We start from the raw sequence: 25,901 nt of genomic DNA, 5'->3' as shown, positions 1-25,901 counted from the left end.
CCGCTGCGCCCCCCCCTTTCAGACAAAAAAATACTAGGCTTCCGCCAAACGCTTCAAGGCCAGAAACAAAGCCTGGGTGCCCTCGCGCCCGTAGCCTTCCTTGGCCGCCCCGGCGTACAGGCCGCTGACCAGCTCAAGGCCGGGCAATTTGAGCCCCATGCGCCGCGACTCCTCCAACGCAATGCCCATATCCTTCACGAAATGGTCGATCATGAATCCGGGCGCAAAATCGCCCTTGAGGATGCGCGGGGCCAGGTTCTCCAGGCTCCAGCAACCCGCCGCGCCCTTGGAGATGGACTGGAGCATCACCTGCGGGTCCAGCCCGGCGCGGGTGGCGTAAAGCAGGCTCTCGCACACGCCGATCATGCTCCCGGCGATGACTATCTGGTTGCACATCTTGGTGTGCTGCCCTGCCCCGGCGCCGCCCTGATGCTGGATGATGCGCCCCATGCGCTCGAACAGCGGACGCACTGCCTCAAAAACCTCCGCCTCGCCACCCACCATGATGGACAGGGCCGCGTTCTTCGCGCCCACGTCGCCGCCGGAAACCGGGGCGTCCAGGGCATGCGCGCCTCTTTGTTGCGCGGACTCGAAAATCTCCACGGCCAGACTGGGGCTGGTTGTGGTCATGTCCACAGCGATTGCGCCGGGCTTGAGGCCCGCCAGCACGCCGTCCGGCTCCAGATACACGCTGCGCACGTCCGCCGGGTAACCCACGATGGTGAACACCACGTCAGAAGCCTCGGCCACGGCGCGGGGGCTGTCCGCCCAGTCAGCGCCCTTGTCCAGCAGGGGCTGCGCCTTGGCCTTGGTGCGGTTAAACACAGTGGCCAGGTGCCCTGCGGCCATGAGGTGCCCGCACATGGAAAGGCCCATGACGCCGGTGCCAACCCAGCCGATGCGGACGTTCTTGCTCAACATTAAGGCTGCGGCCATGGGGTCTCCCTGGGATTTCTGCGGGTGCGGGAAGCACATGCAAGCAGTTCAGCCCCGATGGTAACGGGCCGCGAAAGTCTTCGCAAGCCCCGAAGGTCGTGTCGCTCGCTGCCGCATCAGGTAGCTGCGGCCTGGACCGCCCGACAGCAAATCCGGATCCTGAAAATCATTTGCCCCATACCCCTTGACGTTTTGAGCATATGCCCATAACTTGCATCTCACGGAGGAACAAATGCCACGACCACGCTGCTGCCGACGCATCGCCGGAAGCCCGGCTGCCAAGACCTTCAAGCCCGCTGGCCTGCCCGCCTCTACCCTGGAGGAGGTGACCCTGAGTCTTGAAGAGTACGAGGCCATCCGCCTGGCGGACCATGAGGGCCTGTACCAGGAGGAGGCGGCCAGGCGAATGGGCGTTTCGCGTCAGACCTTTGGCCGGGCCATCGCCCAGGCCCGTGGCAAGGTGGCGCGGGCCCTGGTTCTCGGCTGCGTTCTGCGCATTGAGGTGACTGAAGCCGAGGCCGCCGAGCTTTCCTGCGCCCCGCAGGTGCGCGAATTCATCTGCTGCGCCTGCGGTCACGGCTGGAACGAACCCTTCGGCACCGGCAGGCCCGACGCCTGCCCGGCATGCAGGACAGACAATTTTCACCGTAAAGGCTGCACCGGGACCGGTTCCCCCTGCGGCCATGCCTCCCCGAACGATCAACCCTGATTCCAAACGGAGAACGTCATGCTCAAGCTTGCAGTTCCCACACGCGCCGGACTGGTGGACGAACATTTCGGCCACTGCGAATCCTTCACCATCTATTCCCTTGACGACGACAAGGCCGTTGTGGGCCAGGAGCGCTTCACCCCGCCCCCGGCCTGCGGCTGCAAATCCAACCTCATCCCCACCCTGGTGGAGATGGGCGTGAAGGTGCTTGTTGCCGGCAACATGGGCGAGGGCGCGGTGATGCGCCTGGACCAGGCCGGCATCAAGGTGTTCCGCGGCGCCAAGGGCGATGTGGCCGAGGCCGTGCAGGCCTGGATTGACGGCACCCTCAAGGACAGCAAGGTCATCTGCCTGGAGCACGGCGCCGGGCACCAGTGCGGCCACGGCCACTAGAACACGAGAGCATCCGACGACCAGGGGGAGCGCTCCCCCTGGCGTGACCCAAACGAAACCCCGACTGCACGGCGTGGGCAGAAATGAAATGGACGGCCAGTTGCGCCACGAACAACTCGACGAAAGAGCGCTCTCCAGAGACGTACGTTTCTGGGAGATCTATGAGCGCAGCTTTTCAGCTTCCGAAAAAGAGCCGCGCGAAGTTATTGAAAAGTCCGTCCGCCTCAACGCGGGCATGGCTTTCCGCACCGTTCTGGATGGAAACACCGTGGCCATGGCCACAACGCACATTCTTCCCAAGATCCCCGCCGTGTTCCTCGTGTACCTTGCCGTCGACCCTGAACTGAGAGGCCGGGGGGCTGGCGGAAAGTTGCTGGAGTTTGCCCACGAAAAAGGCGCAACGCTGGCGCCCGGCAGTCTGGGCATGGTCTGGGAGGCGGAGCGGACGGAAGACGCCGCCTCCGGGCCGGACAGAATCCTCAGGGAAAAACGGCTCGCGTTCTTCCGCCGCCATGGCGGCTGTGTTGTCAGCGGTGATTACCGCCAGCCAGCCCTGGACGGCATTGCTCCTGGCCCATGAACCTTCTGTTCCGCCCATGCGAGCCAGGGCAAGACGCCGGCCCAGACCTTGTTCAAGCACTCGTTCGCGCCATCTATGATGAGAAATACCATAAACTTAACGGAATAACGCCGCACCATCTCGAGGATTTGCTCGCAGGGACGGCGAAGCCGCGCGCGCCCTGGGACTAATCAGCCCACAGAAACGCCCTGAAGAAATCACAACAGCGAAGGCCCGGAATCAGCCGCAAGCTTGGCGCAAAACCGCTTTGCTCAGGGCTGACGCCGGACCTTCATTTCTCATTCGAAGAGGATTCAAGGCCAGGGCGGTCGAAAAGCAGCCCTCCTCTTGCTCTAGTCGTCGTACTGCTTGGCATACTTGGCGTCGTCGTACAGCGCCTCGCCGATGGTCTTCTTACCGTAGCTGCGGAAGATCTCCTGCCCGGCGTCGGAGGCAACGAAATCGATGAAGGCCTGCGCGGTCTTGGCTCCGGCCGTTGTTCCGGCGGGGGCGGCCAGGGCGTGGTAGGTGTTCACCAGGTACTTGTCGCCCTTGAACAGGATCTTGAGGCCGGGCAACGACTTCTTCTCCGACGCCCAAGTGCTGGAATCGGTCATGAAGTAGCCACCCTCGTCATTGGCGCGCTTGAGTGTTGCGGTCATGAAAGCCTTGGTGACATTGTACCAGTCGCCTGAGGGCTGAACATTTGCCATCTTCCATATACTCATTTCCTTGCGGTGCGTGCCGGAGTCGTCGCCGCGGGAGAAGAACGTGGCGCGGGCCGCAGCGATCTTCTGGTAGGCCTCGGCGGCGGTCTTGGCATGGGCGATGTGCGCCGGGTCGGATGCGGGTCCGACGACAAAGAACTCGTTGGAGCCGATGAGGGTGCGCCCGCTGGCCCAGCCCTCGGCCACGGCCTTCTTTTCAGCGGCAGGCGCGTGGACCATGATCATGTCCACCTGCTTGCCCTTGAGGTATTCCAAGGACTCGCCGCTTCCGGCCTTGACCCAGTCGAGCCGCACATCATGTTTTTTTCCGAAAGCCTCGCCCAGTTCCCGCAACAACCCCAGTTCGCCAGGGCTGCCGGTCGCCAGACTGAACACGTTATTGCCCTTGCCGTAGGACTCCGTGACCTTGACCGGCTTCATCTCCGCAAAAACTGGTGCGGCGAGCAACAGCACCGCCGCCAAAGCAAGCAACAGTTTGCGCATGTTTTTTCCTCCAGGTTAAGTATGTCAGTGTTGGCATATGCCTAACCTGACAGACGAAGCACAGTCAACAGCCTGGCCGCTTCGTTGACAGCCCAGGCCAAAGGCCGTAGTTCTGCGCCCAGATTTTCCGCCCGTTTTCCGCCCATTCTGGCGGCATTGTTCAGCGGGCTTATTTCTTTGGAGGACACCAATGCGCGAGAAGGTGGAAGCCGCCCTGGCCAAGGTTCGGCCCATGTTGCAGGCCGATGGCGGCGACGTGGAGCTTGTGGAGATTACGGCCAACGGCATCGTCAAGGTGCGGCTTACGGGCCGTTGCAAAACCTGCCCAATGTCCAAGATGACCCTGAGAAACGGCGTGGAGCGCATCGTCCTGAAAGAAGTTCCCCAGGTCAAAGCCGTTGAGGAGGCCTAAGTCATGAGCATCACCACCCGTTTCGCCCCCAGCCCCACAGGCTACCTGCACATCGGCGGCGCGCGCACCGCGCTGTTCAGCTGGCTCTTGGCCAAGAACAAAGGCGGGCACTTCCTGTTGCGCGTTGAGGACACCGACCGCGAACGCAGCACGACCGAAGCCACCGACGCCATCATCGAAGCCATGGCCTGGCTGGACCTGGCCGCCGAGGGAACCGCCGTGTTCCAGAGCCAACGCTTCGACCTCTACAACAGCTACATCGACAAGCTTTTGGCCAGCGGCCACGCCTACTGGTGCGGCTGCACGCCAGATGAAGTCGAGGCCATGCGCGAGAAGGCGCGGGCCGAAGGCAAAAAGCCCAAGTACGATGGCCGCTGCCGCGACCTGGGCCAAGGCCCGGGCGCTGGCCGAGTGGTGCGCTTCAAGGGCCCCCAGGATGGCGTCACCGCCTTTCACGACATGGTGAAAGGCCCCACCGCCGTGCAGAACGCCGAGATGGACGACATGATCCTGCGCCGCAGCGACGGCTCGCCCACGTACAACCTGGCTGTGGTGGTGGACGACCACGAGATGGGCGTGACCCATGTGCTGCGCGGCGACGACCACGTTGCCAACACCCCGCGCCAGATCTTGCTGTACCAGGCCTTTGGCTGGAGCGTGCCCGAGTTCGGCCACGTGCCCATGATCCTGGGACCGGACAAGGCCAAGCTCTCCAAGCGCCACGGCGCGCTTTCCGTCATGGAATACAAGAACATGGGCTACCTGCCCGAGGCCCTGGTGAACTATCTGGCGCGTCTGGGCTGGTCCCACGGCGACCAGGAGATCTTCAGCCGCGAGGAGCTTGTGCAGCTCTTCGGCACCGGCAACCTGGGCAACTCCCCGTCCGTGTTCGACATCAAGAAGCTTGAGTGGCTCAACGCGCACTATATCAAGGAGGCCGCGCCCGAGCGCCTGGCCGCCCTGCTCCCGGACTTCATCGCCGCCGCTGGCGCAACGGACGGCCTCAAGCTCGACCCGGCCTACCTTGCCAGCATCGTGCCCCTGCTCCAGCCCCGCGCCAAGACCCTGGTGGAGATGGCCGACATGGCCCGGCTCTTCCTGGTGGACGCGGCCTCCCTGGCCTACGACGAAAAGGCCGTGACCGACCAATTGAAGCCTGAGTCGCGCGCGCTCTTGACCGACCTTCTGCCCATCTACGAGGCCCCGGCGGACTACGCCGACCACAAGGCCCTGGAAGCCGCCACCCAGGCCTTCCTGGACGAGCGCGGGCTCAAGTTCAAAGCCGTGGCACAGCCCCTGCGCGTTGCCCTCACCGGCAAGACCGCCAGCCCGGGCCTGTTCGAAACCATGTGCGTGCTGGGCAAGGCCGAGAGCCTCGCGCGCATCAAGCGGGCGCTGGCGCTGTAACGTGACCCACGCCCCCTGCTTCGCCAGCGACAACTACGCGGGCGTGCATCCCCGCGTTATGGCCGCCCTGGCTGCGGCCAACCACGGCCCGGCCAAGGCCTATGGCGACGACGAGCTGACCCAGGCCGCACGGGCGCGCTTCAAGGAGGTTCTTGGCGACAGCGCCGAGGCCTTCTTCGTGTTCCTGGGCACCGGGGCCAACGTGCTGGCCCTGCAGGCCATGACAAGACCGCACCACGCCGTGCTCTGCGCGGCCTCCGCCCACATCAACGTGGACGAGTGCGGCGCGCCGGAGAGGCACCTTGGCTGCAAGCTCATGCATGTGGACACGCCTGACGGCAAGCTGACGCCCGCGCTGCTTGAACCCTTTCTGCTGCACCATGGCAACGAGCACCACAACCAGCCCCGCGTCATCTCCATCGCCCAGGCAACGGAGCTGGGCACCCTGTACACGGCTGCGGAAATCCGCGCCCTGGCAGACTTCGCCCACGGGCACGGCATGTTCCTGCACATGGACGGCGCGCGCCTAGGCAACGCCGCAGCAGCCCTGGGCTGCGAGCTGCGAGAGATCACCAGCGATGCAGGCGTTGACGCCCTGAGCTTTGGCGGAACCAAAAACGGCCTGATGTTCGGCGAGGCCGTGGTCTTCTTCCGGCCAGAGTTCGCGCAGGACTTCCCTTTCATCCGCAAGCAGGGCATGCAGCTCTGCTCCAAGATGCGCTTCATCGCCGCTCAGTTTCTGGCCTTGCTTGACGACTCACTCTGGCGCGTAAACGCTGGCAACGCCAACGCAATGGCCCGGCTCCTGGCCGACAGGCTCAAGGACGCGCCGGGGGTGCGCATCACGCAAAGCCCGCAGACCAACGCCGTGTTCGCCGCCTTGCAGCCGGAGGTCATCGACACGCTGCAACGGCGCTACGCCTTTTATACCTGGGACCATGAACAGAGCGTGGTGCGGTTCATGACCTCCTTCGCCACCACCGAGGCCGAGGTGGAAGCCTTTGCCCAGGCCGTGCGCAAGGAAGCCCTGACAGCAAAATAACCTGCCGTAAGCGCTTTTCGAGGGGCGTCAGTATAGATGAACACCTGTGCTTTCCGGCAGAGCTATTGACAAAAAGCCTGAGCACTTTGTAAGAAGCTCCAGTGCGCGGCGCCCCCGGCTCCGAAGGTCCAACGGAGCGCATCCGCAGGGCGCTTCTTGCGCAAAAGCACTGTCATAACATCATTGCAGCTCTTATTCGCAACACGGGAGGCCATATGCAGTCGATTCTCAGCACGATGATCATGCGCCACACGGCGTTCCTGCTCATCGCCGTCATGACCCTGTTCTCCTTCGTGCCCAAAGCCGAAGCCAGCCTCGTGCCCACCTCCATGACCATGAGCTCGGAGCTCCGCAACCAGGATCTCGCCTCTGTGCAGAAGGTGCTGGAGCACAAGGCCGTCAAGGCCAAGCTCTCCGCCCTGGGTTACTCCGACGCCGAGATTTCCGAAAAACTTTCCGCAGTGTCCGACTCGGAGCTGCATAGCCTGGCCTCCCAGCTGAACGCGCTGGACGCAGGCGGCGATGGCCTTGGCATCATCGTCACCCTGCTGGTCATCGTGCTGCTTGTGGTGGTCATACTGAAGCTTACCGACAAGACCATCAGCATCCGGTGACCTTTCGGCCTGGCCGCAATCAAGGACTGATGATGAACACGCGCCCGCAACGGGTTTCAGGACCGCCCTCCAGGGCGGTCCTCGCGTTTTTGCCGCTGCTGGCCCTGTGCCTGGCCTTGTGCTCGGGCCTCTGGGGCTGCGCCCGGCTCCCGGCAGGCTTCACCCCGCCGCCGGGCCAGGGGCAGATCCAAAACGTGCCTTTCCACGCCCAGGAGGACCACCAGTGCGGCCCGGCCTCCCTGGCCATGGTGCTGAACCACCTGGGCGACGCCGCGACCCCTGAGGAGATCTCCCGCGCCATCTACCGTGAAAGCCTGCGCGGCACTTTGAGCCTGGACTTGGCCCTGTATCCGCGCGGGCGCGGTTTCGCCACACGGTTCTTCCGGGGCGCGCCGCAGGACGTGGCTGACGCCGTGGATGCGGGCATTCCGCTGCTTGTCATGGTCGACGAAGGATTTGGCGGCATCCACGTGCTGCACTACATGGTCGTCACCGGCTACGATCCCCAGGGAGTGCTGGTCAATTCCGGCCGCCGCCAGGGCGTGCGCCTCTCCTGGGCAGAATTTTTGTCCGCCTGGGACGGGGCCGACCGCTGGGCCCTCTTGCTGACTCCCGGAAAAACACCCGGCAAGGCCGCCCGAAAGGAACGCAAATGACGCGCAACCGCCTCCGCCTTTGCCTGATCCTGCTTCTGGGCTGCGCGCTCATGGCCGCCAGTTGCGCCATGCCGCGCATAGCCGTGCACGACGACCCGCTCTCCGGGCGCGAGCATCTGAAACTCGGCATGGCCTACGAAGCCAAGGGCGAGACCGAACGCGCCATGAGCGAATACGGCATGGCCTTGCGCAGCGAGCCCTTGGCCCGGTTGTATATGGGGAATATTCTGTTCGGACAGGGTAAACTGGCCGAGGCCGAGGTCGAGTACCGCGCGGCCCTGGAGCGTCTGCCCGACAATCCTGAGGTCATGAACAATCTGGCCTGGCTGCTGCTCAAGCGCAAGCACAACCTCGAAGAGGCCCAGACCCTGGCGGAACGCGCCGTGTCGCGCGCGCCGTCCAAGTCAGCCCTGTCAGCTTACAAAGATACCCTGAAGGCCATCCGCGCGGCGCGGGCCGCCGCAAAATAGAAGGTCCACGCCAGACGCCTAGCCCTCCAGGGCCACCAACTCCATTTTCCCCCACACCCCAAGCTTGCCCCCGGCCTGCACAAACACGCCCTCAAGGCCGAGCGGGGCCATTTTCTTGGCCCGGGCCAGCACCAGGTCCAGATCGTCTGCCGTATCGATAAGGTTCGCAAGGGCCGTGGCGGCAGCATCGGCAAAGGCGCCGCTGCGCGAGCGCACCACGACAAGCTCGCCCTGGCCCAGGCTCAAGGATGGCCCGATGGTGGCCGAGGACGCGCACAGGCTCAAGGGGAAGTCCCGGCGGGAAAGCTTGAGGCCCAGCCGCGCGCCAGAGGCAGGATCGCCCAGGAGCGCCACAATGCGCTCGCGGGTGGAGTGCAGGTACAGGTCGCCGCCGTTCTCAACAATGATGTTTGGACTCATGGACGCAAAATGGTCGGCCACAAACTGGGCGAAGGCTCCAGCCACGGCAGCCATAGGCCCCACGTTGACCGCAGCCGCAGCCCTGGCCATCTCCCGCGCGATGAGCGGCGCGCTTTCCGGCGCTGGCACCGGGGTCAGGCTCTCGCGGAAGCCTGGAGTCATGAGCATGAAGTTCTTGAGCTCGCCGCGAAGGCTGCGAACCAGGTCGAGCATGGGTTCGCGCAGGTCGGCTTCGGCGGTGACGAAAAGATCGGTTTGCTCCAGCACCACCTGAAAGGCCGTCTCCCCAGGGTGCGCGCGGACAGACTCTCGGTAGGCCCTGTGGGGTGAAAGGAATACTTGCTTCGCCATGCGTTACAGAGTACCAGAACAGAGCAGTGCCGAAAAGGCCAACATCATGGCCCAGAGGAAGAACCGGAGCTTGACGACCGGAAATCTTCCGTCTATACGGCTTGGTTCCGCGCAGCCGGAAACGACATCATCCTTCCAGGAGAACACATATGAGCAAGCGTACTTATCAGCCCAGCAAAATTAGACGTGCACGCACCTTCGGATTCCTCGTGCGCTCCCGCACCAAAGGCGGCCAGGCCGTCCTTCGCCGCCGCCGTCAGAAGGGGCGCAAGAGATTAGCCCTCTAGACTGGCCCAAAAGCCGCCGCCTGCCAAACAGCAAGCGCTTCGGCGCGTGCTATGACCAGGGACGCAAAATCTTCACCCGCCATTTCGTACTGTTTATTTTGCAGCGCGAAGAAGCGGAGGAAGGTTTTCGTCTTGGGCTTACGGTCAGCCGCAAGGTTGGCCGGGCGGTTTGGCGCAACCGCGTGCGACGCGTGTTGCGCGAATTTTTCAGGCTGCACCAGGCCATGATCGACAGGCCCCTCGATATCGTCGTTGTTCCCAAACGGAACCTGGACCCGAAGTGTATCGACATGGCCCTGGTGGAACAGGAGTTCCTCCCCGCGCTCTCCCGGCTTGTCCGGGAGGCCGGGGGCGGGATCACCGACGCGAGGTCTCCATGCTGAGAGGCACGCACGGGGCGGGGCGCTCATTTGGGCAGTCCGTTCTGCTGGCGCTCATCTGGCTCTACCAGAGACTATTGTCCCCTCTCTTCGCGGGCTCCTGCCGCTTTGAGCCCTCCTGCTCGCAGTATGCCCAGCAGGCCGTTATCATGCACGGCGCGCTCAAGGGCAGCCTGCTGGTCTTTTGGCGCATCCTGCGTTGCCAGCCCCTGTGCCGGGGCGGGTACGATCCCGTGCCCGTCTGTTTCCTCCCCAACATCCCAGACACTCACGCGAGCTGACACATGGACACTAAACGCCTTATCGCGGCCCTGGCCCTTTCCCTCATTGTCCTCTTCGGCTGGAGCTACCTCTTCCCGCCTGACGAGCCCAAGCCCCTTCCCGTTGCAGCACAGCCCGACGCCAAGCTGGAACAGGGCGCAAAAATCCCAGCACCAGTGGTTTCCGCCAGCGCCGCAGCCCTTGCGCAAGGCCGCGCCATCACCGTGAAGACCCCGCTCTACACCGCCCGGTTCAACACCCAGGGCGGAGTGCTCGAAAGCTTTGTGCTGAACAATTTCCGCGAAACCATCCGCAAGGATGCCCCGCACATCGACATCGTGGGCAAAGCCGCAAGCGACAAAGCAGCGCTGGGCCTGGTAATTCTGCCCGCAGGCGGAGAGGTTCACACCTGGAACGCGCCGGGCTGGACCTTTGAGGGCACAGACGCAGAGCTTTCCGGCAGCGAGAAGAAGACCCTCGTCTTCGTGGGCGAGGCCGCAGGCCTCAAGATCGAGCGCCGCCTGACCCTGAGCGCCGACACCTACCTCGTCACCGAAGAGACCACCGTCACAAACCCCGGAAGCGCGCCGGTCAGCGGCCGCGTGGCCTTCACCATCGCCACGGCGGGCCTTTCCCCCACAGGCGAGGACCAGTACAACCCCACGCGCATCGCCTATGGCACGGTCAAGAGCGGCTTCAACGAGGTAACCGACCACGGCGACCTGGAGAAGAAGGGCGTGGCCCCGGAAGAGAAAATCAACTGGGCCGCTGTTGAGAGCAACTACTTCCTGTTCGCCGCCATGCCCAAGGCCGAGGACGCGCTGACCAACGGCAAACTCAAGGACGGCGTGTTCAACCTGGCCGTGAGCAACGCCGTCACCTTCGAGGCCGGACAGGCCAAGACCGTGGGCTGCTCCTACTACATGGGCCCTGCTGACCGCGCCATCCTGGCGAAAATGCCGAACAAGCTGGAGCAGGCCGTTGACTTCGGCTGGTTCCATCTCATCGCCGTGCCGCTCCTGTTCATGCTGAACTGGTTCTACGGATTCGTGCACAACTACGGCGTGGCCGTCGTCCTGCTCACCGTGCTCATCAAGATCATCTTCTGGCCCCTCTCGCACAAAAGCTACAAGAGCATGGAGCAGATGAAGAAGATCCAGCCCATGATCCAGAAGCTGCGCGAAAAGTACGCGGACGACAAAGAGCTCATGAACAAGGAGATCATGTCGCTCTACAAAACCTACAAAGTTAATCCGGCGGGCGGCTGCCTGCCTATGGTCGTGCAAATCCCCGTGTTCTTCGGCCTCTATAAGGCCCTCTTGGGCAGCATCGAGTTGCGGCACGCACCGTTCATCGCCAACGTGCCCTTCACCGATATCGTGTGGCTTGCCGACCTTTCGGCCAAGGACCCCTACTATGTCACCCCCGTCATCATGGGGGCCACCATGTTCATCCAGCAGAAAATGACCCCCACCGGAGGGGACCCCTTGCAGGCAAAAATCATGTTGCTCATGCCTGTGGTGTTCACCTTCCTGTTCTTGAGCTTCCCCGCCGGGCTCGTGGTCTACTGGCTGGTGAACAACGTCCTTTCCATCGCCCAGCAGTGGTGGATGATACGCAAAGCGTAACGGACGAAATGGCGGCGTAACAGATCTGCTGGGAGGATACACGTGAGCGAAACCAAAGAATTCCAGGGCAAAAACCTGGACGAGGCCTTCGAGGCCGCGTGCAAGCACTTTGACCTGAAGCGCGACAAGCTGGAGATCGAAATCGTCTCCGGCGGATCGTCGGGCATCTTCGGGCTGGTGGGCGTGAAGAAGGCCATCGTGCGGGCCAAACCCCGCGGCAGTTTCAAAACCCAGCCGGAGGCAGCGCCCGAACGTACGGAGCGCCGTCCCGAACCTGCAGAACGGGCCGAACCCACGGAGCAGGCTGCACAGCCCGAACGGTCCGAAAGACCTGAGCGGGCTGAACGACCGGCCCCGCAACCTCGCCGCGAGGCCGAACGCGCTGCTCCTTCGGCTGAACGCGCCCCCCGGGCCGAGGCGGAGGGCGAAGGCGCCACAGCAAACACTGATTCACAGACCGAGCAGCCCCAGGGCGAGCAGGCCCGCCGCTCGGAGCGCAGCCGCCGCGGACGCGGACGTGGACGAAACGAACGCGGCGGTGAAAGATCCGCCGACAAGCCTGCTGAAAGGTCTGCCGACAAGCCTGCCGACAAGGCCGGCGATGTGGACGGCAACCGCGCGCCTGCTCCGCGCCGCCGCGAACGCGGCCCACGCCGCGAGGCCGAGGGCAACCGCGCTCCTGCTCCACGCAGCGAAGCCATGCACAACGCCCCTCACGACGACGAGGACAATGGCGCGCCCCAGGGCATCGCCCACCTTGACCAGGCAAAGCTTGAGGAGGTGGCCCGCGAGGTCACCGGAAAGCTGCTTGAACCCTTGGTGGAAAACGCCAAGGTGAACGTGGAGCTCCTGGCCGACCGCGTGTGCGTGCGCATCGAAGACCCGGAAAACTCCGGCCTGCTCATCGGACGCGAGGGCCAGACCCTGGCCTCCATACAGTACCTTGTGAACCGCCTGGTCAGTAAGCGCATGGACGCCTCCGTACGCGTGCAGATCGACGCCGGGGATTACCGCGAGAACCAGGATGAGCGCCTGCGCCAGATCGCCCGCCACCTGGCGGACAAGGCCATGGCCTCCGGCCGCACCCAGAGCACCCGCCCCATGAGCAGCTACCACCGCCGCGTGGTGCACCTGACCCTGCAGGACGACGAACACGTTTTCACGCGCAGCAAGGGCGAAGGCTCCATGAAGCGCGTGCTCATCATGACCAAGCGCAAGGGCAAGAACGGCGAAATGGTGAACGAGATCCCCCAGGACGCGGCCCGGCAATTCGACGACGACCCCCGGGACTAAGCCCTGGTTCACACCGAAAACGCCGCCGGGGCCGGAGACATTCTCTCCAGCCCCGGCGTTTTCTTTTCAGGGAGGCACCCAATGGCCCAACTGCGCACTGGCGACACCATCGCCGCCATCGCCACAGCACAAGGCCCTGGCGCCGTAGGCATCATACGCATCAGCGGCCCGGAGGCTCGCGCCCTTGCGGAAGCCCTCTTCCGCTCCTCCCGACCAGGCTTCTGCGGGCTCAAGCCCTACCGTCTGCATCACGGAGTTCTCACCGGGTCTAATGGCCGGGCGCTGGACGAGATCCTCGCCGCCTTCATGCCTGGCCCCGGGTCCTTCACGGGCGAGGATGTGGCCGAGTTGTTCTGCCACGGCGGTCCGGCAGTGCTGCGGGCCGTGCTGGAAGAGCTGCTGGCGCGCGGAGCCCGGCTGGCCGGACCCGGCGAATTTACCTACCGTGCTTTCAAGAACGGCAAGCTGGACCTGGCCCAGGCAGAAGCCATTGCCGAAACCATCGCCGCGCCCACCCGCGCCGCCCTGCATCTGGCCCAGCTCAAACTTTCCGGCGCGCTTTCCGCCCGCATCGCCGACCTGCGCACACGCCTGGAAAATCTGCGGGCAAAACTCTGTCTGGCCGTAGATTTCCCGGACGAAGACATCGAGTGCCTGCCTCTGCCCGCCCTGCGGGAGGAAGCCCTCGCCGTGGGTGAGGCCCTTGCCTTGCTTCTGGCCGGGGTGGAACGAGCGCGCGCCTGGCGTGAAGGGGTTCTGGCCGTGCTGGCTGGAAGCGTCAATGCAGGCAAATCAAGCCTGCTCAATGCCCTGGTGGGCCGCAACCGGGCCCTTGTTTCGGCGACGCCCGGCACCACGCGCGACTACCTGGAGGAGCAACTGGACCTCTCAGGCCTCTTGGTGCGCCTTGTGGACACAGCCGGGCTGCGGGACTCGCTGTCCGGTGCCGAAGCAAATGACCTTGACAAGCCGGGCATCGATCCGGTGGAAGCCGCAGGCCAGGAGCTGGCGCGAGATTTCATGGCCCGCGCCGAGGCTGTGCTCTATGTGCTGGACGCATCAAAGCCCTTGCGCTTGCTGGACCGCGAGGCCCTGACGCGACTCGACGCCCGGCGCGCACTGGTGGTGCTGAACAAGTGCGATCTACCCGGTGCGAATGATGCACTCCATGAGACGCTGGCGACTGTCGACGGGCTGGGCCTTGCGTCGGCCCGCATTTCAGCCAAGACCGGAAGCGGACTGGAGGAGTTGTGCGACATTATGCGGCAACGCCTGACGGACGACCAACGCGAACCAGATCCGGACGAGATAGCGCCCAACGCACGGCAAGCCCAGGCCCTAACACTGGCGCACGGCGAATTGCTCTCCCTAGCGGACGAGACGGAAGCCGCCCTGCCCTACGACATCCTGGGCCTGCGGCTGGACGCCGCCTGCCGCGCACTCTCAGAGCTCACCGGAGACATTGCGCCCGACGAGGTGCTGAACGCCATTTTCTCCCGCTTCTGCATTGGGAAATAATTTTTGTGCATGAGATCGACCTGTGACACTCTCGCCACACGCACAGCCACGTTGCTCCGAACAAATCAAAGGATGGTATTCCACGTGAAGTCCACAGCTTTCATGACCGCATTGCTTGCCCTTGCCCTGTGTCTGTCCAGTCCCGCCAGCGCGCAGGAAGCCAAGCCGACGGCGCAGCCAGCATTAAAGCTGGCCGTCATCAATTCTCGCGAAGCGCTCGCTCGCAGTAACAAGGGCGTTGCGGCCATCAGCGAGATACAGAGCAAATTCTCAAACCAGCGCAGAGAGTTAGGCGTTTTGCAGCAAGAGATATTGAAGCTTCAGGCTGCTGGGCAGAAACCTCAGACGAGGGGACCGAATACAGCCCAGTTGCAGCAGAAGCTTCAGGCTTATGGCGCAGCAGAGCGCAAACTCATACAAGAAGTATCCCAGGAGGAAGGCGCCCGGTTCAAGCCGATCATTGAGGTGCTGCATAAGGTGGTTGAAGAGTACGCCAAGGAAAACGGCATCACTGCCATCCAGGATAGCGGATCCTTTGTCTATTTCGACAGCTCCCTCGACATTACAGAGGAAATCATAAAACAGGTCAATCTGAGCAACTAGCTTCACCAGGGGCGCAGAGTCTCTCTGGGCGTGTGCGGTCACCCAACTGATGCTGCGATGCTTGGCCGGCCTTGCACCAAGATAGAACACGTAAAGGTAGCGCAGCCCACAAGGATTCATCATTGATCCCAACGAAACGCCAGATTTGTGGGCATAGCGTATTGCTCACCCGCTCGACGTGATCATCCGGCAAGCGAGAACGAAGATGAACGAAATCCGGCAGGCTCACCGCGATGGCTGAAGCCTTCCAAGCTCTGCAGTCCCTAGAAAATCTCGCAAAAAAAGGAACTCCAGCCAGTCGACTGACAAGCATACGCAGAGGCCACGGGATGGCAGCGAGAGCCCCTCAGGGGGGAGCTCTCTTGTTTACGATTCGCCAGCGGAGAGTAAAAAAGGAAGAAAGACGGCTTGTTGTCTAAAGAGGCTACACGGGCTCCGGCAAATCAATCCCGCCAAAGGGTTCCGTGTGGATGATGCTATTCTTGCTGAATACGCACTTTCTACTATAACGCACGAGACTCTTTGACTGATCCAACAACGCGACAATATCCAACGAACCATCAGGGCAAGGAATATCGCTTTCCACAACAATGGTGTCGGTCAATATTGTGCCTGACTCTGTGCGAAAAGGTATGGCTCTCTTGAAAACAATCTTTTGCATGACAATCCTTCTGCGGTGATATTCTGTTGTTCTTCTTTTATCATACGTTCCAAGCCGCAGACCGTCAATTGCCATCGCCCCTATGATTTTGCAGGATTACTGAGTGCGCACTCCAATCTAATTATCCGCCCACGAACCGTATCGTCGAGTGCTCTGCGCCTAACGGCCTTTCCGCTGGCAGCCCATCGGAGCCACACGGGACCCCGGTCAACAAAAAAAGTCCGGGTTTTGCCCGGACCTTTTCACTTGCCTCGTTCCAAGCTTCGCGCCTGTTGCGGGCACGAAGCCAAGCATTAACGCCCCTTGCGGCCCCAGCCATGCCCACGGTCGTTGTCGTGCCTGTCGTCCCGGTCATGGTCCCGGTCATCATGATGGTCGTCATCCCAATCGTCGTCCCGGTCGTAATGATGCGCCGACACCCAGCGGACCGGCGCCCAGCCGCCAGCCTCGAAGTGATAATAGCCCCCCCGGCGTTCCCAGCGCGCAGGCACCCAGCGCTGGCCCGGGCGGGTCTTTATCCAATGCCCTTCCGCCCAGTGGTGGCGACCGTCTTCCCAGTACCAGACTCCCGGCACCCAAAACCAGCCTGAGCGCGAAGGACGCGGCGGCTCGTAACGCGGCGGCGGCGGCGCATCGGAAATGTTGAGGCTGAAGGACAGCTGCGCCATGGCCGGGGCGGTCAGGCAGCCCAGACAGAGCACTGTGGCGAAAAGCGTCTTGAGGGCTCTGCAATGCATGGTCGATCTCCTTGTACGCCCAGGACAAGGCCAGGGCAGGGGTTGCGATGACAAGCCGAGGGGGGGAAACCCCATCCACCCGGTTGTGCTAGCAAAGCATAGCCCGTGCCACGCAAATCACGCTGGTATCATTGAATTAATTCATATTGAGATTTGCTGCGCGCAAATTCTGCGCAAAAATGCGCGATGAATGGCGCAGTTTATGACGTAGAAGCATGTGCTCAGCCCCAAAAGCTCTGTGCAACAGCGGCTCTTGTCTGTTCACTCACCTATGCCCATGACGCATACCAGCACCTCATGGACTCCGGGGAAACGCTCGGACGAGCGTCTACCTGCTGCTGCCGAGGCCTGGCAACGACGAGAGGCACGAGGCCTTGGGCCAGCGCTACCGCCTGCAGCTGCACGAGCACGCTGGCTCATTCAATGAACCTCTTCTCGCACTGCCCATATCGGGCTCATGGCTCGCCAGTGTCTCTCGCGAGCAACGGGGGGTCATCTCATCGGCTGGCACATGGCGCAACCGGCAAGGCTCATGCTCCCGTGTTCTCCCAGAAGAACGAGTCCCGCTTTGCATGACGAACCGCAGACAATATCACGGCATGCTCTTGCATCCGTCATGATCCTCCACCTCGACCTATCTGCTCCGATGCAGCATCCTCAAGGTTTGGGGGTATCGAGGGCAAAGAAGCGAACAATGACACGCTGACCGATGAGCAGTTCCGGGGCGTTGACGGACAGGACGCACTCCACCACACGCTGGTCCTGCTTTTCTGCCGGGTCGTCGCTCGGCGGGCGCTGCCCGACCACCCTGCCCAGGCGAAGCACTTTGGCCGGCCAGCGTTTGTCGGGCACGGCTTCGAGCAGAATCTCCGCATCCTGGCCCACGCGCACCACCGGAAGGAAACGCTCCTCAAGGTCCGCTCGCACGATCTGCGGTGCATCTGGAGCAAAGAGAAACAAGGGCGTGACGTTGAGCGTGCTGACACCGTTGCCGGGCCGGGCCTGCCGCTGGATGATCTGGCCATCTGCCGGGGCACGCACCACGCGCTCCTCGACCTCTCGCCGCGAGACCCCAGCTTTGCGCGAAGCCGCTTCAACGGACGCCTGCAAGGCACGCAGCTCAGCTCGGGCCGTGTCGCGTTCATCCATAGCCTTGTCCAGTTCCTGTTTGGTAACGGCCTGCTGGGCGTGCAATGATTCGAAACGGCGCACTTCACGCTCGGCCGCGCTGAGGCGCACCTTCAGCGGCTCGATGCGTGCCTGCGCCTCGGCCTGCTCGCTCATGGAAAGCGCGAGGCTTTGATTCGGAAGCGAGGCATCCAAAGTTGCGAGCACTTGCCCAGCCTTGACATGGTCGCCTTCCTCCACAAGCACATGCTTGATGACGCCATCGCGTTGCGCAGCCAGCTTCACCACGCCGCCCTCGATGTCGGTGCGGCCTTTGGCGCTGGCGGCAAAGGTTTTGGCATGTGCAGCCTTGGCCTTGCTCTCCGCGCTGGCGTCCGAGTCGGAGCATCCGGCCAGGAACAGTGTGGCGCAAATGGTGAAGGCGCTCGCCAGCCGAGCGAAGTTAGATGAGCACATATGGTTCTCCTAATGCGTGACGTTGCTGTTGATGGGGCGCTCATCCCTGGTGATGCGGCCGTCCTCAAGCTGGATTACCCTGTCGGCGTGGGAGAGCAGGCGGGGGTCGTGAGTGACCCCAAGGACCGTGGTGCCGTGCTCCCGCGCAATTCGCTTAAGCAACTCCACGACGATTGCGCCGTTGGTGCTGTCCAGGGCCGAGGTCGGCTCATCCGCGAAGAGCAGCCGGGGGGCCTTCACCAATGCGCGGGCAATGGCAACACGCTGCTTCTCGCCTCCAGAGAGTTCCATGGGGCGCAGGTGGCTGCGTGGGCCAAGTCCCACTTCGTCCAAGGCGGCTTGAGCAAGCGCGCGGGCTTCCGCCCCGTGGACGCCGAGATATTGCATAGGAAGAATGACGTTTTCGCTGGCGGTGAGCGCGCCAAAAAGGTTGAAGCCCTGAAACACAAAGCCGCAGTGCTGCAGGCGAAAGCGGTCCACCTCAGCCTCGGAAAGGGACCAGAGATCCTCGCCCAGGGCCAGTACTCTTCCGGCGTCGGGCCGCAACAGGCCGGAGAGCATGGAGAGCATAGTACTCTTGCCAGAGCCCGAAGGGCCGACGACCAAGGTCAATTCGGCTGGAAGAATTTCGAGCGTGCTTTCTTGGATCACCTGGTTGGTAATCTTGCCGGTAGTGAAGGCCTTGCTGATCGCGCTGGCGCAAAGGGTGGGCGCAGTCATGGTTTGCTCCTAACGCAGCAACGTGGCTGGGTCGGTATTCATGAGGGGTTTGAGCGACATGAGGCCGCTGGTCAAGGCGATGAGATAGATCAGAACAACAACCGACAGGATCATCCACAGGGGAAAAACCATGGCCACGCCGGCGAAATTTGCAGATATCCCGGCGAGGACAGAAAGAGTGGCAGTGAGGATGAGCCCCACTGAACCGATCCAGAACGATTGTTCCAGCACCACGCGCTTGAGCGCCCCCCTGGAAACGCCCAGGGCGCGAAGCGCGGCGTACTCCTTGGACGAAGCCAGTATCGCGCCGGAGAGCGTCTGGTTGGTGATGACAACGCCGACCACCAGGGCCAACAACGAAGCGAAGGCAGTGCCCACGCCCGCGCCAGACTCCAGGAGCCAGTAGAGTTCCGACTGTGCGGAGAACACGTCTGCCTCCCACACGCTGTAGCGCTTGATGGGCCCTTTGTCGTCCAGGGCTAGAGCGACGGCCTGGCGGTCCGAGCCGGGCCGCAGACCCACAAGATAGTAGGTCACCTCGGAGCGTTGTTCCGGCAACAGGGTACGCGCTGTAGACAGAGAGCAAATCACTGTGGTGCTGCCGATGGCGCGTATCGACTCTGTCACGCCAACAACGGTGACGCGGCGATTGTTGATTTCCATGGCGGAACCGACATGGGCACCAAGCTTTGCCATGTCGGCCTCAGCAATGATGACACTGCCCGGTTCGTCCAGCAACGCGCGTTGCTCAGGGGAGAGCGACCCCGAGAAGCCAAGGCCGCCAGGGACGGGGTCGATGGCGTGAAGGATTACGGAAACCGCGACGCCGTCCTCGCGGCGCAGGTCTCCGTAAGTGGTCAGGTAGCGCTCAACGCGGACAACATCGGGGTGGATCCAGGCATCGGCGTCGCTCACCGTGGGAATGGAGCGGCCCATGTCCACGCTTTGAGTGTTGCGGTAGCCGATCCATAGGTCTGCCGATGAATTTGTGATTGGCGTGGAAACGGAGCTGAACATTCCGAACAACAAGGCAAGCTGCACCACGACCAGCAAACCGGCGAAAGTAACGGCCAGCACGGCGGCGAGATACCTGCGCCACTCGTAGCACAAGCTGGCCCGCGCAAGGGAAACGTCGCCATCAGCGCCGCCCATGGCTGTTCTCAGGGCCTTCCATGCGCGTTGCGACCACATTGGAGGGCGCAACATGATCGTCAGCGTGCTCATGTTCATCGCGAAACCTCTTCCATGATGTAGCTGCTCACAAATCCTCGCAGGCCACCGGCCATATGCTCGAAGTCCATGCCGGGATCAAGCTGCTGCTCCACCAACATGCCAGAGCAGAGGGCAATGATTATTTGGGCGGCATGGTCAGGGTTCAGCATCTGGCGCACCCACCCCTCGGACTGGCCGCAACGCAATGCGTCTGCAAGTTGCAAGCGGAGGGTGGCGTCCTTGGCCTTGTATTGGGCTGCATACTTCTCGCTTCGGTAAAGTTCCAACCAGCTATCAAGGCCCAAGCCCAAGCCGACAGGCCCCCAAAGTTGCCGCATCCCTTCACCATCAATACTCGCCAAGTACTCAAACCCATCCCGTGTAAAGAGCATCTTGCTCTTCTCATAGTACATTTCGAATTCCATCTCCGCGATGGTGGCTATGATTTCCTCCTTGTCGCGGAAGTACCGAAACAGTGTTCCTGCGCTCATCTTGGCCGTCGAGCAGATCTCTTCGGTTCGGGAAGCGTGGAAACCCTTAGTGCGGAATACCTCGGCAGCCGCCTTGAGAATCTGCAGGCGGCGATCCTCGTGAAGCTGTTCGTTTTTTGGTCGAGCCATAGGCACCCCTTTCTTAGACGGAGTATTCAGTCGCACTATTTGCAAACGAGCGCGCCTTTGTCAAGAACTGTCACACTGATTCCCCAAAAAGAGATACCTTAAAGGTGGTTCCATCTTGTATGCGGCACCGATCAAAGCCCCTGCCAAGCATCATCAGGAGAACTGATTACAAAACGTGAACGAGAGTGCTTGTGTTCAGACCACCCGCAGACTCATGCCGAATTGCGCGCCGGCTTACATAATGCTGCCAAGCGCCGACGAGTCCAGACTTGAGGTCCGCTTCTCTCTGCACGTCACTTGATCGCCGAAACAGGGAATGCCGTGGGGAGCGATTTTGGATAAAAAAATAATCGTTTAGATCTGGAACCTGACCGCCTTTACTTTTGTGGCGTCCCCGGGGGACGCCTCCCCATCATCGGCGTGAGACGCTCTCCTCCCAGCCATCTGTTCCATGGGTTATGGCCTTCGCGTGGACATCTGTGGACGCTCCAGGACGGATTCCCCCATCCTTCCCTGCTTCAGAATCTGCTTCAGTCAGCCTATATGCCCCTCAGAGCGACCAACATGTCCAATTGCCATTGGCAGAGTCGTGTTCTTCGTGTACAGATTACTTATGGGGAAGCGCTACGCACCAGGCAAGGCAATACGTGCCATCAGCATCGTCCTTCTTAGTCTCGTGGCCATGTCCTGCTCGAACGACCAACCTATCCGGGTCGGCTTTTCTGGTCAGCTTACAGGCTCAAAGGCTGACCTTGGCGTCCAGGGGCGCAACGGAGCCGCTCTCGCCGTGGAGGATATCAATGCCGCCGGCGGCATCAACGGACGCAAGCTTGAGCTTCTGGCGAAAGATGACCAGGACACCCCGGCCGGTGCCATCCAGGCTGATGAGACCCTGCTCCGCATGGGTGTTGTGGCCATAGTCGGCCACATGACATCCAGCCAGACACGGGCGGCTTATCCTGTTGTCGAGAAGCAGGGCGGCATACTGATTTCTCCAACTACGGCCGCGCCTGCGCTCGAGGACAAGCTGGATGGGTTTTTCCGTGTCATTCCGAGCAACACGAAATGGGCCGAAGTCATGGCCGAATATGCCCACAGGAAAGCGCTGAAAACAGCCTTCTTTGTCGGCGATGCGGACAACATTGGCTATACGGACACCTTCCTTGCCTCTTTGGACAACTCCTACACGAAGCAAGGAGGTCGGTTCGTCGGATCTAGGCTGTTCTCCTCCCGAACAGGCGAGGACTGGAGGGCCTTGGCGCAAGCCATCCGCAAGGCCAAGCCTGAAGCCCTCATGGTCTGCATGGCGGCGCGCGACCTTGCCTCGCTGGCCCAGGCCCTGCGCCCGAACGAGGCGGGCATCACGGTCCTCGGCCCGCCTTGGCCAGCCACAAACGCCCTGGTACTCTCGGGCGGCAGCATCGTTGAGGGCTTCCAATTCGTCTCCAACTATTCGGAAGACAATGCCTACCCCAACTTCGCCCCCTTTCAGGAGCGCTACGCCAAGCGCTTTGGCTGGAAACCGAGCTTTGCGGCGGCCTTCGCCTATGAGGCTGTGGTGCTGCTCGCTGACGCGCTCAAACGCTCGGGCGGAAATGCTCAAGGGCTCAAAGCAGCCCTTGTGGACAGCACTCCGCACACAGGCATCATTGGTCCTTTCGTCATGACGCCAAGCGGCGACGTCATCAGGCCCACCTTCATTACCAGCGTCAAGCAGGGGCGCTTCGTCATCACCCACACAGTGGGGGGGACCCACTGATGCCGCAGAAGAAACCGCAATCACTCTCGAGCATTCTTAACCGCAGTATGTTCCTGTGGATTCTGATCCCAGGCGCTCTGGTGGCTCTGGTGGTCGCGGGGCTGGCCGCCTTCTGGATGCGCGAGCATTATGTGCAGAGCGATGCCCTGGCTATGCGCGGGATGGCCAAATATGTCAGCAACTACGTGGGGTCTTCCGCAAAGTCGCTGACCATTTTCGCCACAAAAATCGACAGTGATGAGCGCACCAAGGACATCCCGGAGTACATACAGGAGTTCTTAACGGCGTCGCCGTATTTTGACCGTGTGCTCTGGGTGGACAAGGACAAGCGTGTGCGCGCGGTGGTGCCCTTGGGCACAAAAGGTCACGAATTCCCGTTGAGCCTGGACGCCACTGGCCAGGGCTTTCAGATCCTCTCCCGTCCCATACCCTCGCCTGAAACCGGCCACCTCGTGATTTACATCGGCGCCCGCGCTCCACATGGGGACTTGCTGGCGGCAGAGCTGGACCTGAGCATATTCCAGAGCAACCTGCAGGAGTTGCTGCCAGAGGGCAAAGGCTCCATCATTCTTGTCGACGCCTTTGGGAACCTCATCTCCCACCCTGAGCGTGAGCGTGTGGAGAGGCAAGAGAACATCGGAGACCTGCAAGCAATCCGTGAAAGCAGCGAAGTGCCAACCTCGCGAGTCTTTCGCTATGGGGATGGCTTTGTGTTCGGCACCTCGGTGCGCCTTGCCGACACGGGATGGGTGCTTCTGACCATCAAGCCTGTCGAAGCGCTTTTTGGCCGCCTTGCCCGCTCAGCCATCATCCTGCTGGCGATGCTCACCATAGTGTCCCTTTCGCTCTCCCTGCGCATGCGCCAAGTTCTTCGCAAGCGCGTCGTGTCACCCCTTGTCGACTTCTCCGAGGCCATCCAGAGCCTCGCAGAAGGGAAAAGGGTCAAAGCCAAGGGAGAGAATTCTGCCGCCTTCCAGGAGCTGGCTCATGTGGAGCAGGAATTCTTCCGGATGAGCGACACCCTCTATGCCCGTGAAAACGAGATCCGCGAGAGCGAAACGCGTTATCGCAGCCTCTTTGAAAAAGCCTCCATCGCCATCTTTCTCGTTGACCGCTCTTCGCGTTTGCTCGACGCAAACCCCATGGCCGAAGAACTGCTCGGGTTCTCGCGCGCAGAACTGACGGCCATGAACGGACTTGACCTCCTCCACCCTGAGGATGCCGAACGAGTTCCTGTGGAGAAAAACATAGCGGCCGTGAAGGCTGGCGAGAATGTGTGCCTGGAGCGCCGTTTTCGCACCAAGACAGGGCAATGGCTGCAGGTAGAGGTGCGGATGAAGAACGTGGACCAGGACAAGCACCTGCTCATGTTCTCGGACATAACCGAACGGAAGGAAATCGAAGACGCCCAGCGCTTCCTGCTCCAGTCCGGCAGTGATGCCGACGGAGAGGATTTCTTCAGATCCCTGGCATGCTATTTGGTCAGGACACTTGAGATGGACTACATTTGCATCGACCGGCTGGAGGGTGACGGACTCACGGCCCATACCCTTGCGGTACACTTCGACGGGCACTTCGAAGACAACGTCTCCTACGCCCTGAAAGACACGCCCTGCGGCGACGTCGTGGGCCGGAATGTCTGCTGCTTTGCCGAGCGCGTGCGCCACCTTTTCCCCCAGGATCAAATTCTCCAGGATATGAAAGCCGAAAGCTATGCGGGCGTCACTCTCTGGGACACCCAGCACCGGGCCATCGGCCTTATCGCCGTCATCGGCAGGAAGCCGTTGGCGAACCCGCGTCGGGTGGAGGCGCTGCTACAGCTGGTCGGCATGCGCGCAGCGAGCGAACTAGAGCGCAGAAAGAGCTTGGAGGCGCTCATCAAAAGCGAATCCGCCTTGCGCGCAATCATCGAGAACACGCCCATTGGCATGCACCTGTACGACCTCGTAGACGACCGGCTCATTTTCGGCGGGGCAAATCCAGCTGCGGACACGATCCTGGGTTTGAACCACAGCCAACTCATCGGCAAAGGCATTTTTGAGGCCTTTCCCATGCTAGAGGAAACCGAGATCCCCGACCGCTACCTCAGCGTCATCACCACAGGAACCCCCTGGCATACCGAGCAGCTCGGCTATGAGGACGAGCGATCTTCCGGCACCTTCGAGGTGCTCAGCTTCGCGGTTTCACCCTCTCGTTTAGCTGTCATGTTTTTGGACATCACAAGCCGCAAGCAAGCCGAAGACGAACTGCTTCAGGCGAAGGAGCTCGCAGAGGCTTCGGACCGCGCCAAGTCAGAATTCCTGGCCAACATGAGCCACGAGATCCGCACCCCGCTCAATGGCGTTCTCGGGATGCTGCAATTGCTCCAGCAGAACGTTACGCAGGAAGAACGGGCCAACTTTACCAACATGGCCTATGATGCCGGGCGCAGGCTGCTTTCGTTGCTCAATGACATTCTGGACTTTTCCAAGATGCAGACGGAGCAATTCGCGCTGAACCGCTCCCCCTTCTCCGTCAAGGAGTTGATGTGCTCCGTTTCGGACGTGTTCCATGTGGCCTGCACCCAGAAGGCTATCGCCCTAGAGGTCAACACCGCAGACCAAACGCCTGCCCACTTGTGTGGAGACGAGGCGCGCATCCGACAGATCCTCTTCAACCTGGTTGGCAATTCTGTCAAATTCACTTCCTCCGGGTCTGTGCAGGTGGACGTTTGGACTCGCCCGTCCCTGCGTAATGCAGACAAGGTCAGGTTGCACCTCGTGGTCGCCGACACAGGCATCGGCATTGCCGATGACAAACTCAGCCATGTGTTCGGCCGGTTCACTCAGGTCGCTGCAGGCTATACACGACCCTACGAGGGGGCGGGGCTCGGGTTGGCCATCGTCAAACGCATTGTTGAGCTCATGGGGGGAAGCATCTGCGTGGACAGCGATGTCGGCAGAGGCACCTCCATATTCCTGGACCTACTCCTGGACAAAGTGGATGAAGCTGCCCAAGCAAATGTGGATACGCAGAGGTGTTTCACCGCGCCTGAGGTGGGGCCCTTACGGATACTCCTGGCGGACGACGAACCCATTGGCCAGATGAGTATGCTTGTCCTCCTCAAGCGCATGGGCCACAAAGTCATCACCGCCAGCAACGGGTATGAAGCCATAGACGCATTCATGCAGAACGACATCGACTGTATCTTGATGGATATCCAGATGCCGGAAATGGATGGAGTTGAGGCGACAAGGCGCATCCGCAGCATGTCCGAAGATTTGGGAAAGGCGAGAGTTCCCATAATCGCTTTGACGGCCTATGCCATGCAGGGAGACCGTGAGAGATTCCTGGCGGCAGGGATGGATGACCATGTGGCCAAGCCCGTTCAAATGGAGAAATTCCAAGAAACGCTGGCGCGGGTGATGGAGAATACAAGCTGAGGTTGAAATCCTCATCGTCCCTCCCTACGACCAACG

Annotated in this window: 26 protein-coding genes; 18 read left to right on the top strand and 8 right to left on the bottom strand. The window is 61.6% G+C overall.

The genetic code is table 11. From position 1 onward, the window contains the following. Positions 1-33 precede the first annotated feature (33 nt). Positions 34-936 (bottom strand): NAD(P)-dependent oxidoreductase, encoded by a 903-nt coding sequence (locus Q8O35_RS14590; protein WP_305574639.1) that lies wholly within the window; start codon positions 934-936, stop codon positions 34-36. Positions 937-1,168: 232 nt separating this feature from the next. On the opposite strand from Q8O35_RS14590, the gene Q8O35_RS14585 reads away from it, so the two are divergent. From Q8O35_RS14585 to Q8O35_RS14575, 3 genes are read left to right on the top strand one after another with little or no spacing between them, the layout of a single operon-like run. Further along, entirely contained in the window at positions 1,169-1,645 is a 477-nt protein-coding gene (locus tag Q8O35_RS14585) for a DUF134 domain-containing protein (RefSeq protein WP_305574637.1), read from the top strand. An 18-nt stretch (positions 1,646-1,663) separates the two neighbouring features. Then, the gene (locus tag Q8O35_RS14580) at positions 1,664-2,038 is read left to right on the top strand and encodes a NifB/NifX family molybdenum-iron cluster-binding protein (protein ID WP_305574635.1); all 375 of its coding nucleotides are present in this window, start codon (positions 1,664-1,666) and stop codon (positions 2,036-2,038) included. Between the two features lie 43 nt (positions 2,039-2,081). Continuing rightward, complete coding sequence (locus Q8O35_RS14575; RefSeq protein WP_305574633.1) at positions 2,082-2,618, top strand: GNAT family N-acetyltransferase; 537 nt, start codon at positions 2,082-2,084, stop codon at positions 2,616-2,618. A 332-nt stretch (positions 2,619-2,950) separates the two neighbouring features. On the opposite strand, the gene Q8O35_RS14570 is transcribed toward Q8O35_RS14575, so the two are convergent. Continuing rightward, complete coding sequence (locus tag Q8O35_RS14570; RefSeq protein ID WP_305574631.1) at positions 2,951-3,808, bottom strand: substrate-binding domain-containing protein; 858 nt, start codon at positions 3,806-3,808, stop codon at positions 2,951-2,953. A 190-nt stretch (positions 3,809-3,998) separates the two neighbouring features. On the opposite strand from Q8O35_RS14570, the gene Q8O35_RS14565 reads away from it, so the two are divergent. The 6 genes from Q8O35_RS14565 to Q8O35_RS14540 all read left to right on the top strand — a co-directional run bounded on the left by Q8O35_RS14565 (position 3,999) and on the right by Q8O35_RS14540 (position 8,409). Beyond that, positions 3,999-4,220 (top strand): NifU family protein, encoded by a 222-nt coding sequence (locus tag Q8O35_RS14565; protein WP_305574629.1) that lies wholly within the window; start codon positions 3,999-4,001, stop codon positions 4,218-4,220. Between the two features lie 3 nt (positions 4,221-4,223). Beyond that, positions 4,224-5,627, top strand: a complete 1,404-nt coding sequence (gltX, locus tag Q8O35_RS14560; RefSeq protein WP_305574627.1) for a glutamate--tRNA ligase — start codon at positions 4,224-4,226, stop codon at positions 5,625-5,627. A 1-nt stretch (position 5,628) separates the two neighbouring features. Further along, positions 5,629-6,669 carry a low specificity L-threonine aldolase gene (locus Q8O35_RS14555; protein WP_305574625.1) on the top strand — a complete coding sequence of 347 codons (1,041 nt, stop codon included), beginning with the start codon at positions 5,629-5,631 and terminating at the stop codon, positions 6,667-6,669. Between the two features lie 215 nt (positions 6,670-6,884). Next, positions 6,885-7,283 (top strand): PA2779 family protein, encoded by a 399-nt coding sequence (locus Q8O35_RS14550; RefSeq protein WP_305574623.1) that lies wholly within the window; start codon positions 6,885-6,887, stop codon positions 7,281-7,283. Positions 7,284-7,315: 32 nt separating this feature from the next. Then, complete coding sequence (locus tag Q8O35_RS14545; protein WP_305574621.1) at positions 7,316-7,939, top strand: C39 family peptidase; 624 nt, start codon at positions 7,316-7,318, stop codon at positions 7,937-7,939. Beyond that, complete coding sequence (locus tag Q8O35_RS14540) at positions 7,936-8,409, top strand: tetratricopeptide repeat protein (RefSeq protein WP_305574618.1); 474 nt, start codon at positions 7,936-7,938, stop codon at positions 8,407-8,409. Before Q8O35_RS14545 ends, Q8O35_RS14540 begins: the two co-directional genes overlap by 4 nt. 18 nt (positions 8,410-8,427) lie before the next feature. On the opposite strand, the gene Q8O35_RS14535 is transcribed toward Q8O35_RS14540, so the two are convergent. Continuing rightward, the gene (locus Q8O35_RS14535) at positions 8,428-9,180 is read right to left on the bottom strand and encodes a UPF0280 family protein (protein ID WP_305574616.1); all 753 of its coding nucleotides are present in this window, start codon (positions 9,178-9,180) and stop codon (positions 8,428-8,430) included. Positions 9,181-9,329: 149 nt separating this feature from the next. Here Q8O35_RS14535 and rpmH point away from each other — a divergent pair, with 149 nt between their 5' ends. The 7 genes from rpmH (at position 9,330) to Q8O35_RS14500 (ending at position 15,150) form a co-directional block, all read left to right on the top strand. Beyond that, positions 9,330-9,467: a 50S ribosomal protein L34 gene (rpmH, locus tag Q8O35_RS14530; protein WP_305574614.1), complete on the top strand. Its 138-nt coding sequence runs from the start codon at positions 9,330-9,332 to the stop codon at positions 9,465-9,467. Beyond that, a complete protein-coding gene (gene rnpA / locus Q8O35_RS14525) occupies positions 9,455-9,850 on the top strand; it encodes a ribonuclease P protein component (protein WP_305574701.1) in 396 nt (131 codons plus the stop codon). Before rpmH ends, rnpA begins: the two co-directional genes overlap by 13 nt. Further along, the gene (gene yidD, locus Q8O35_RS14520; protein ID WP_305574612.1) at positions 9,844-10,128 is read left to right on the top strand and encodes a membrane protein insertion efficiency factor YidD; all 285 of its coding nucleotides are present in this window, start codon (positions 9,844-9,846) and stop codon (positions 10,126-10,128) included. The genes rnpA and yidD overlap by 7 nt, the downstream gene beginning before the upstream one ends. Before the next feature lie 3 nt (positions 10,129-10,131). After that, complete coding sequence (gene yidC / locus Q8O35_RS14515; RefSeq protein WP_305574610.1) at positions 10,132-11,736, top strand: membrane protein insertase YidC; 1,605 nt, start codon at positions 10,132-10,134, stop codon at positions 11,734-11,736. 42 nt (positions 11,737-11,778) lie between these two features. Continuing rightward, complete coding sequence (locus Q8O35_RS14510) at positions 11,779-13,029, top strand: protein jag (protein WP_305574608.1); 1,251 nt, start codon at positions 11,779-11,781, stop codon at positions 13,027-13,029. An 81-nt stretch (positions 13,030-13,110) separates the two neighbouring features. Next, positions 13,111-14,547 carry a tRNA uridine-5-carboxymethylaminomethyl(34) synthesis GTPase MnmE gene (gene mnmE / locus Q8O35_RS14505; RefSeq protein WP_305574606.1) on the top strand — a complete coding sequence of 479 codons (1,437 nt, stop codon included), beginning with the start codon at positions 13,111-13,113 and terminating at the stop codon, positions 14,545-14,547. A gap of 84 nt (positions 14,548-14,631) precedes the next feature. Next, positions 14,632-15,150: an OmpH family outer membrane protein gene (locus Q8O35_RS14500; protein ID WP_305574604.1), complete on the top strand. Its 519-nt coding sequence runs from the start codon at positions 14,632-14,634 to the stop codon at positions 15,148-15,150. Positions 15,151-16,104: 954 nt separating this feature from the next. On the opposite strand, the gene Q8O35_RS14495 is transcribed toward Q8O35_RS14500, so the two are convergent. The 5 genes from Q8O35_RS14495 to Q8O35_RS14475 form a co-directional block, all read right to left on the bottom strand. Beyond that, positions 16,105-16,548, bottom strand: a complete 444-nt coding sequence (locus Q8O35_RS14495; protein WP_305574602.1) for a hypothetical protein — start codon at positions 16,546-16,548, stop codon at positions 16,105-16,107. 657 nt (positions 16,549-17,205) lie between these two features. After that, positions 17,206-18,132 carry an HlyD family secretion protein gene (locus Q8O35_RS14490; protein ID WP_305574600.1) on the bottom strand — a complete coding sequence of 309 codons (927 nt, stop codon included), beginning with the start codon at positions 18,130-18,132 and terminating at the stop codon, positions 17,206-17,208. A gap of 9 nt (positions 18,133-18,141) precedes the next feature. Next, positions 18,142-18,852, bottom strand: a complete 711-nt coding sequence (locus Q8O35_RS14485) for an ABC transporter ATP-binding protein (RefSeq protein ID WP_305574597.1) — start codon at positions 18,850-18,852, stop codon at positions 18,142-18,144. Positions 18,853-18,861: 9 nt separating this feature from the next. Further along, positions 18,862-20,004: an ABC transporter permease gene (locus tag Q8O35_RS14480; RefSeq protein WP_305574594.1), complete on the bottom strand. Its 1,143-nt coding sequence runs from the start codon at positions 20,002-20,004 to the stop codon at positions 18,862-18,864. Between the two features lie 74 nt (positions 20,005-20,078). Next, positions 20,079-20,720 carry a TetR/AcrR family transcriptional regulator gene (locus Q8O35_RS14475; RefSeq protein WP_305574591.1) on the bottom strand — a complete coding sequence of 214 codons (642 nt, stop codon included), beginning with the start codon at positions 20,718-20,720 and terminating at the stop codon, positions 20,079-20,081. Positions 20,721-21,135: 415 nt separating this feature from the next. Here Q8O35_RS14475 and Q8O35_RS14470 point away from each other — a divergent pair, with 415 nt between their 5' ends. Together Q8O35_RS14470 and Q8O35_RS14465 are read left to right on the top strand one after the other, a co-directional pair. Then, positions 21,136-22,443: an ABC transporter substrate-binding protein gene (locus tag Q8O35_RS14470; protein WP_371133147.1), complete on the top strand. Its 1,308-nt coding sequence runs from the start codon at positions 21,136-21,138 to the stop codon at positions 22,441-22,443. Next, positions 22,443-25,865 (top strand): PAS domain S-box protein, encoded by a 3,423-nt coding sequence (locus tag Q8O35_RS14465; RefSeq protein WP_305574589.1) that lies wholly within the window; start codon positions 22,443-22,445, stop codon positions 25,863-25,865. The genes Q8O35_RS14470 and Q8O35_RS14465 overlap by 1 nt, the downstream gene beginning before the upstream one ends. Positions 25,866-25,901: the final 36 nt, after the last annotated feature.

The organism is Humidesulfovibrio sp. (assembly GCF_030689645.1).
In the GTDB taxonomy this organism is placed as follows: domain Bacteria; phylum Desulfobacterota; class Desulfovibrionia; order Desulfovibrionales; family Desulfovibrionaceae; genus Humidesulfovibrio.
Note: the sequence above shows the minus strand (reverse complement) of the source record. Positions and strands in the feature narration are given on the sequence as shown.

Excerpts from the sequence above, each read along its gene's own strand:
- Q8O35_RS14590 (WP_305574639.1), bottom strand. The coding sequence starts at position 936 with ATGGCCGCAGCCTTAATGTTGAGCAAGAACGTCCGCATCGGCTGGGTT.
- Q8O35_RS14585 (WP_305574637.1), top strand. The coding sequence starts at position 1,169 with ATGCCACGACCACGCTGCTGCCGACGCATCGCCGGAAGCCCGGCTGCC.
- Q8O35_RS14580 (WP_305574635.1), top strand. The coding sequence starts at position 1,664 with ATGCTCAAGCTTGCAGTTCCCACACGCGCCGGACTGGTGGACGAACAT.
- Q8O35_RS14570 (WP_305574631.1), bottom strand. The coding sequence starts at position 3,808 with ATGCGCAAACTGTTGCTTGCTTTGGCGGCGGTGCTGTTGCTCGCCGCA.
- Q8O35_RS14565 (WP_305574629.1), top strand. The coding sequence starts at position 3,999 with ATGCGCGAGAAGGTGGAAGCCGCCCTGGCCAAGGTTCGGCCCATGTTG.
- gltX (WP_305574627.1), top strand. The coding sequence starts at position 4,224 with ATGAGCATCACCACCCGTTTCGCCCCCAGCCCCACAGGCTACCTGCAC.
- Q8O35_RS14550 (WP_305574623.1), top strand. The coding sequence starts at position 6,885 with ATGCAGTCGATTCTCAGCACGATGATCATGCGCCACACGGCGTTCCTG.
- Q8O35_RS14545 (WP_305574621.1), top strand. The coding sequence starts at position 7,316 with ATGAACACGCGCCCGCAACGGGTTTCAGGACCGCCCTCCAGGGCGGTC.
- Q8O35_RS14540 (WP_305574618.1), top strand. The coding sequence starts at position 7,936 with ATGACGCGCAACCGCCTCCGCCTTTGCCTGATCCTGCTTCTGGGCTGC.
- Q8O35_RS14535 (WP_305574616.1), bottom strand. The coding sequence starts at position 9,180 with ATGGCGAAGCAAGTATTCCTTTCACCCCACAGGGCCTACCGAGAGTCT.
- rpmH (WP_305574614.1), top strand. The coding sequence starts at position 9,330 with ATGAGCAAGCGTACTTATCAGCCCAGCAAAATTAGACGTGCACGCACC.
- yidD (WP_305574612.1), top strand. The coding sequence starts at position 9,844 with ATGCTGAGAGGCACGCACGGGGCGGGGCGCTCATTTGGGCAGTCCGTT.
- yidC (WP_305574610.1), top strand. The coding sequence starts at position 10,132 with ATGGACACTAAACGCCTTATCGCGGCCCTGGCCCTTTCCCTCATTGTC.
- mnmE (WP_305574606.1), top strand. The coding sequence starts at position 13,111 with ATGGCCCAACTGCGCACTGGCGACACCATCGCCGCCATCGCCACAGCA.
- Q8O35_RS14495 (WP_305574602.1), bottom strand. The coding sequence starts at position 16,548 with ATGCATTGCAGAGCCCTCAAGACGCTTTTCGCCACAGTGCTCTGTCTG.
- Q8O35_RS14490 (WP_305574600.1), bottom strand. The coding sequence starts at position 18,132 with ATGTGCTCATCTAACTTCGCTCGGCTGGCGAGCGCCTTCACCATTTGC.
- Q8O35_RS14485 (WP_305574597.1), bottom strand. The coding sequence starts at position 18,852 with ATGACTGCGCCCACCCTTTGCGCCAGCGCGATCAGCAAGGCCTTCACT.
- Q8O35_RS14480 (WP_305574594.1), bottom strand. The coding sequence starts at position 20,004 with ATGGGCGGCGCTGATGGCGACGTTTCCCTTGCGCGGGCCAGCTTGTGC.
- Q8O35_RS14470 (WP_371133147.1), top strand. The coding sequence starts at position 21,136 with ATGGGTTATGGCCTTCGCGTGGACATCTGTGGACGCTCCAGGACGGAT.
- Q8O35_RS14465 (WP_305574589.1), top strand. The coding sequence starts at position 22,443 with ATGCCGCAGAAGAAACCGCAATCACTCTCGAGCATTCTTAACCGCAGT.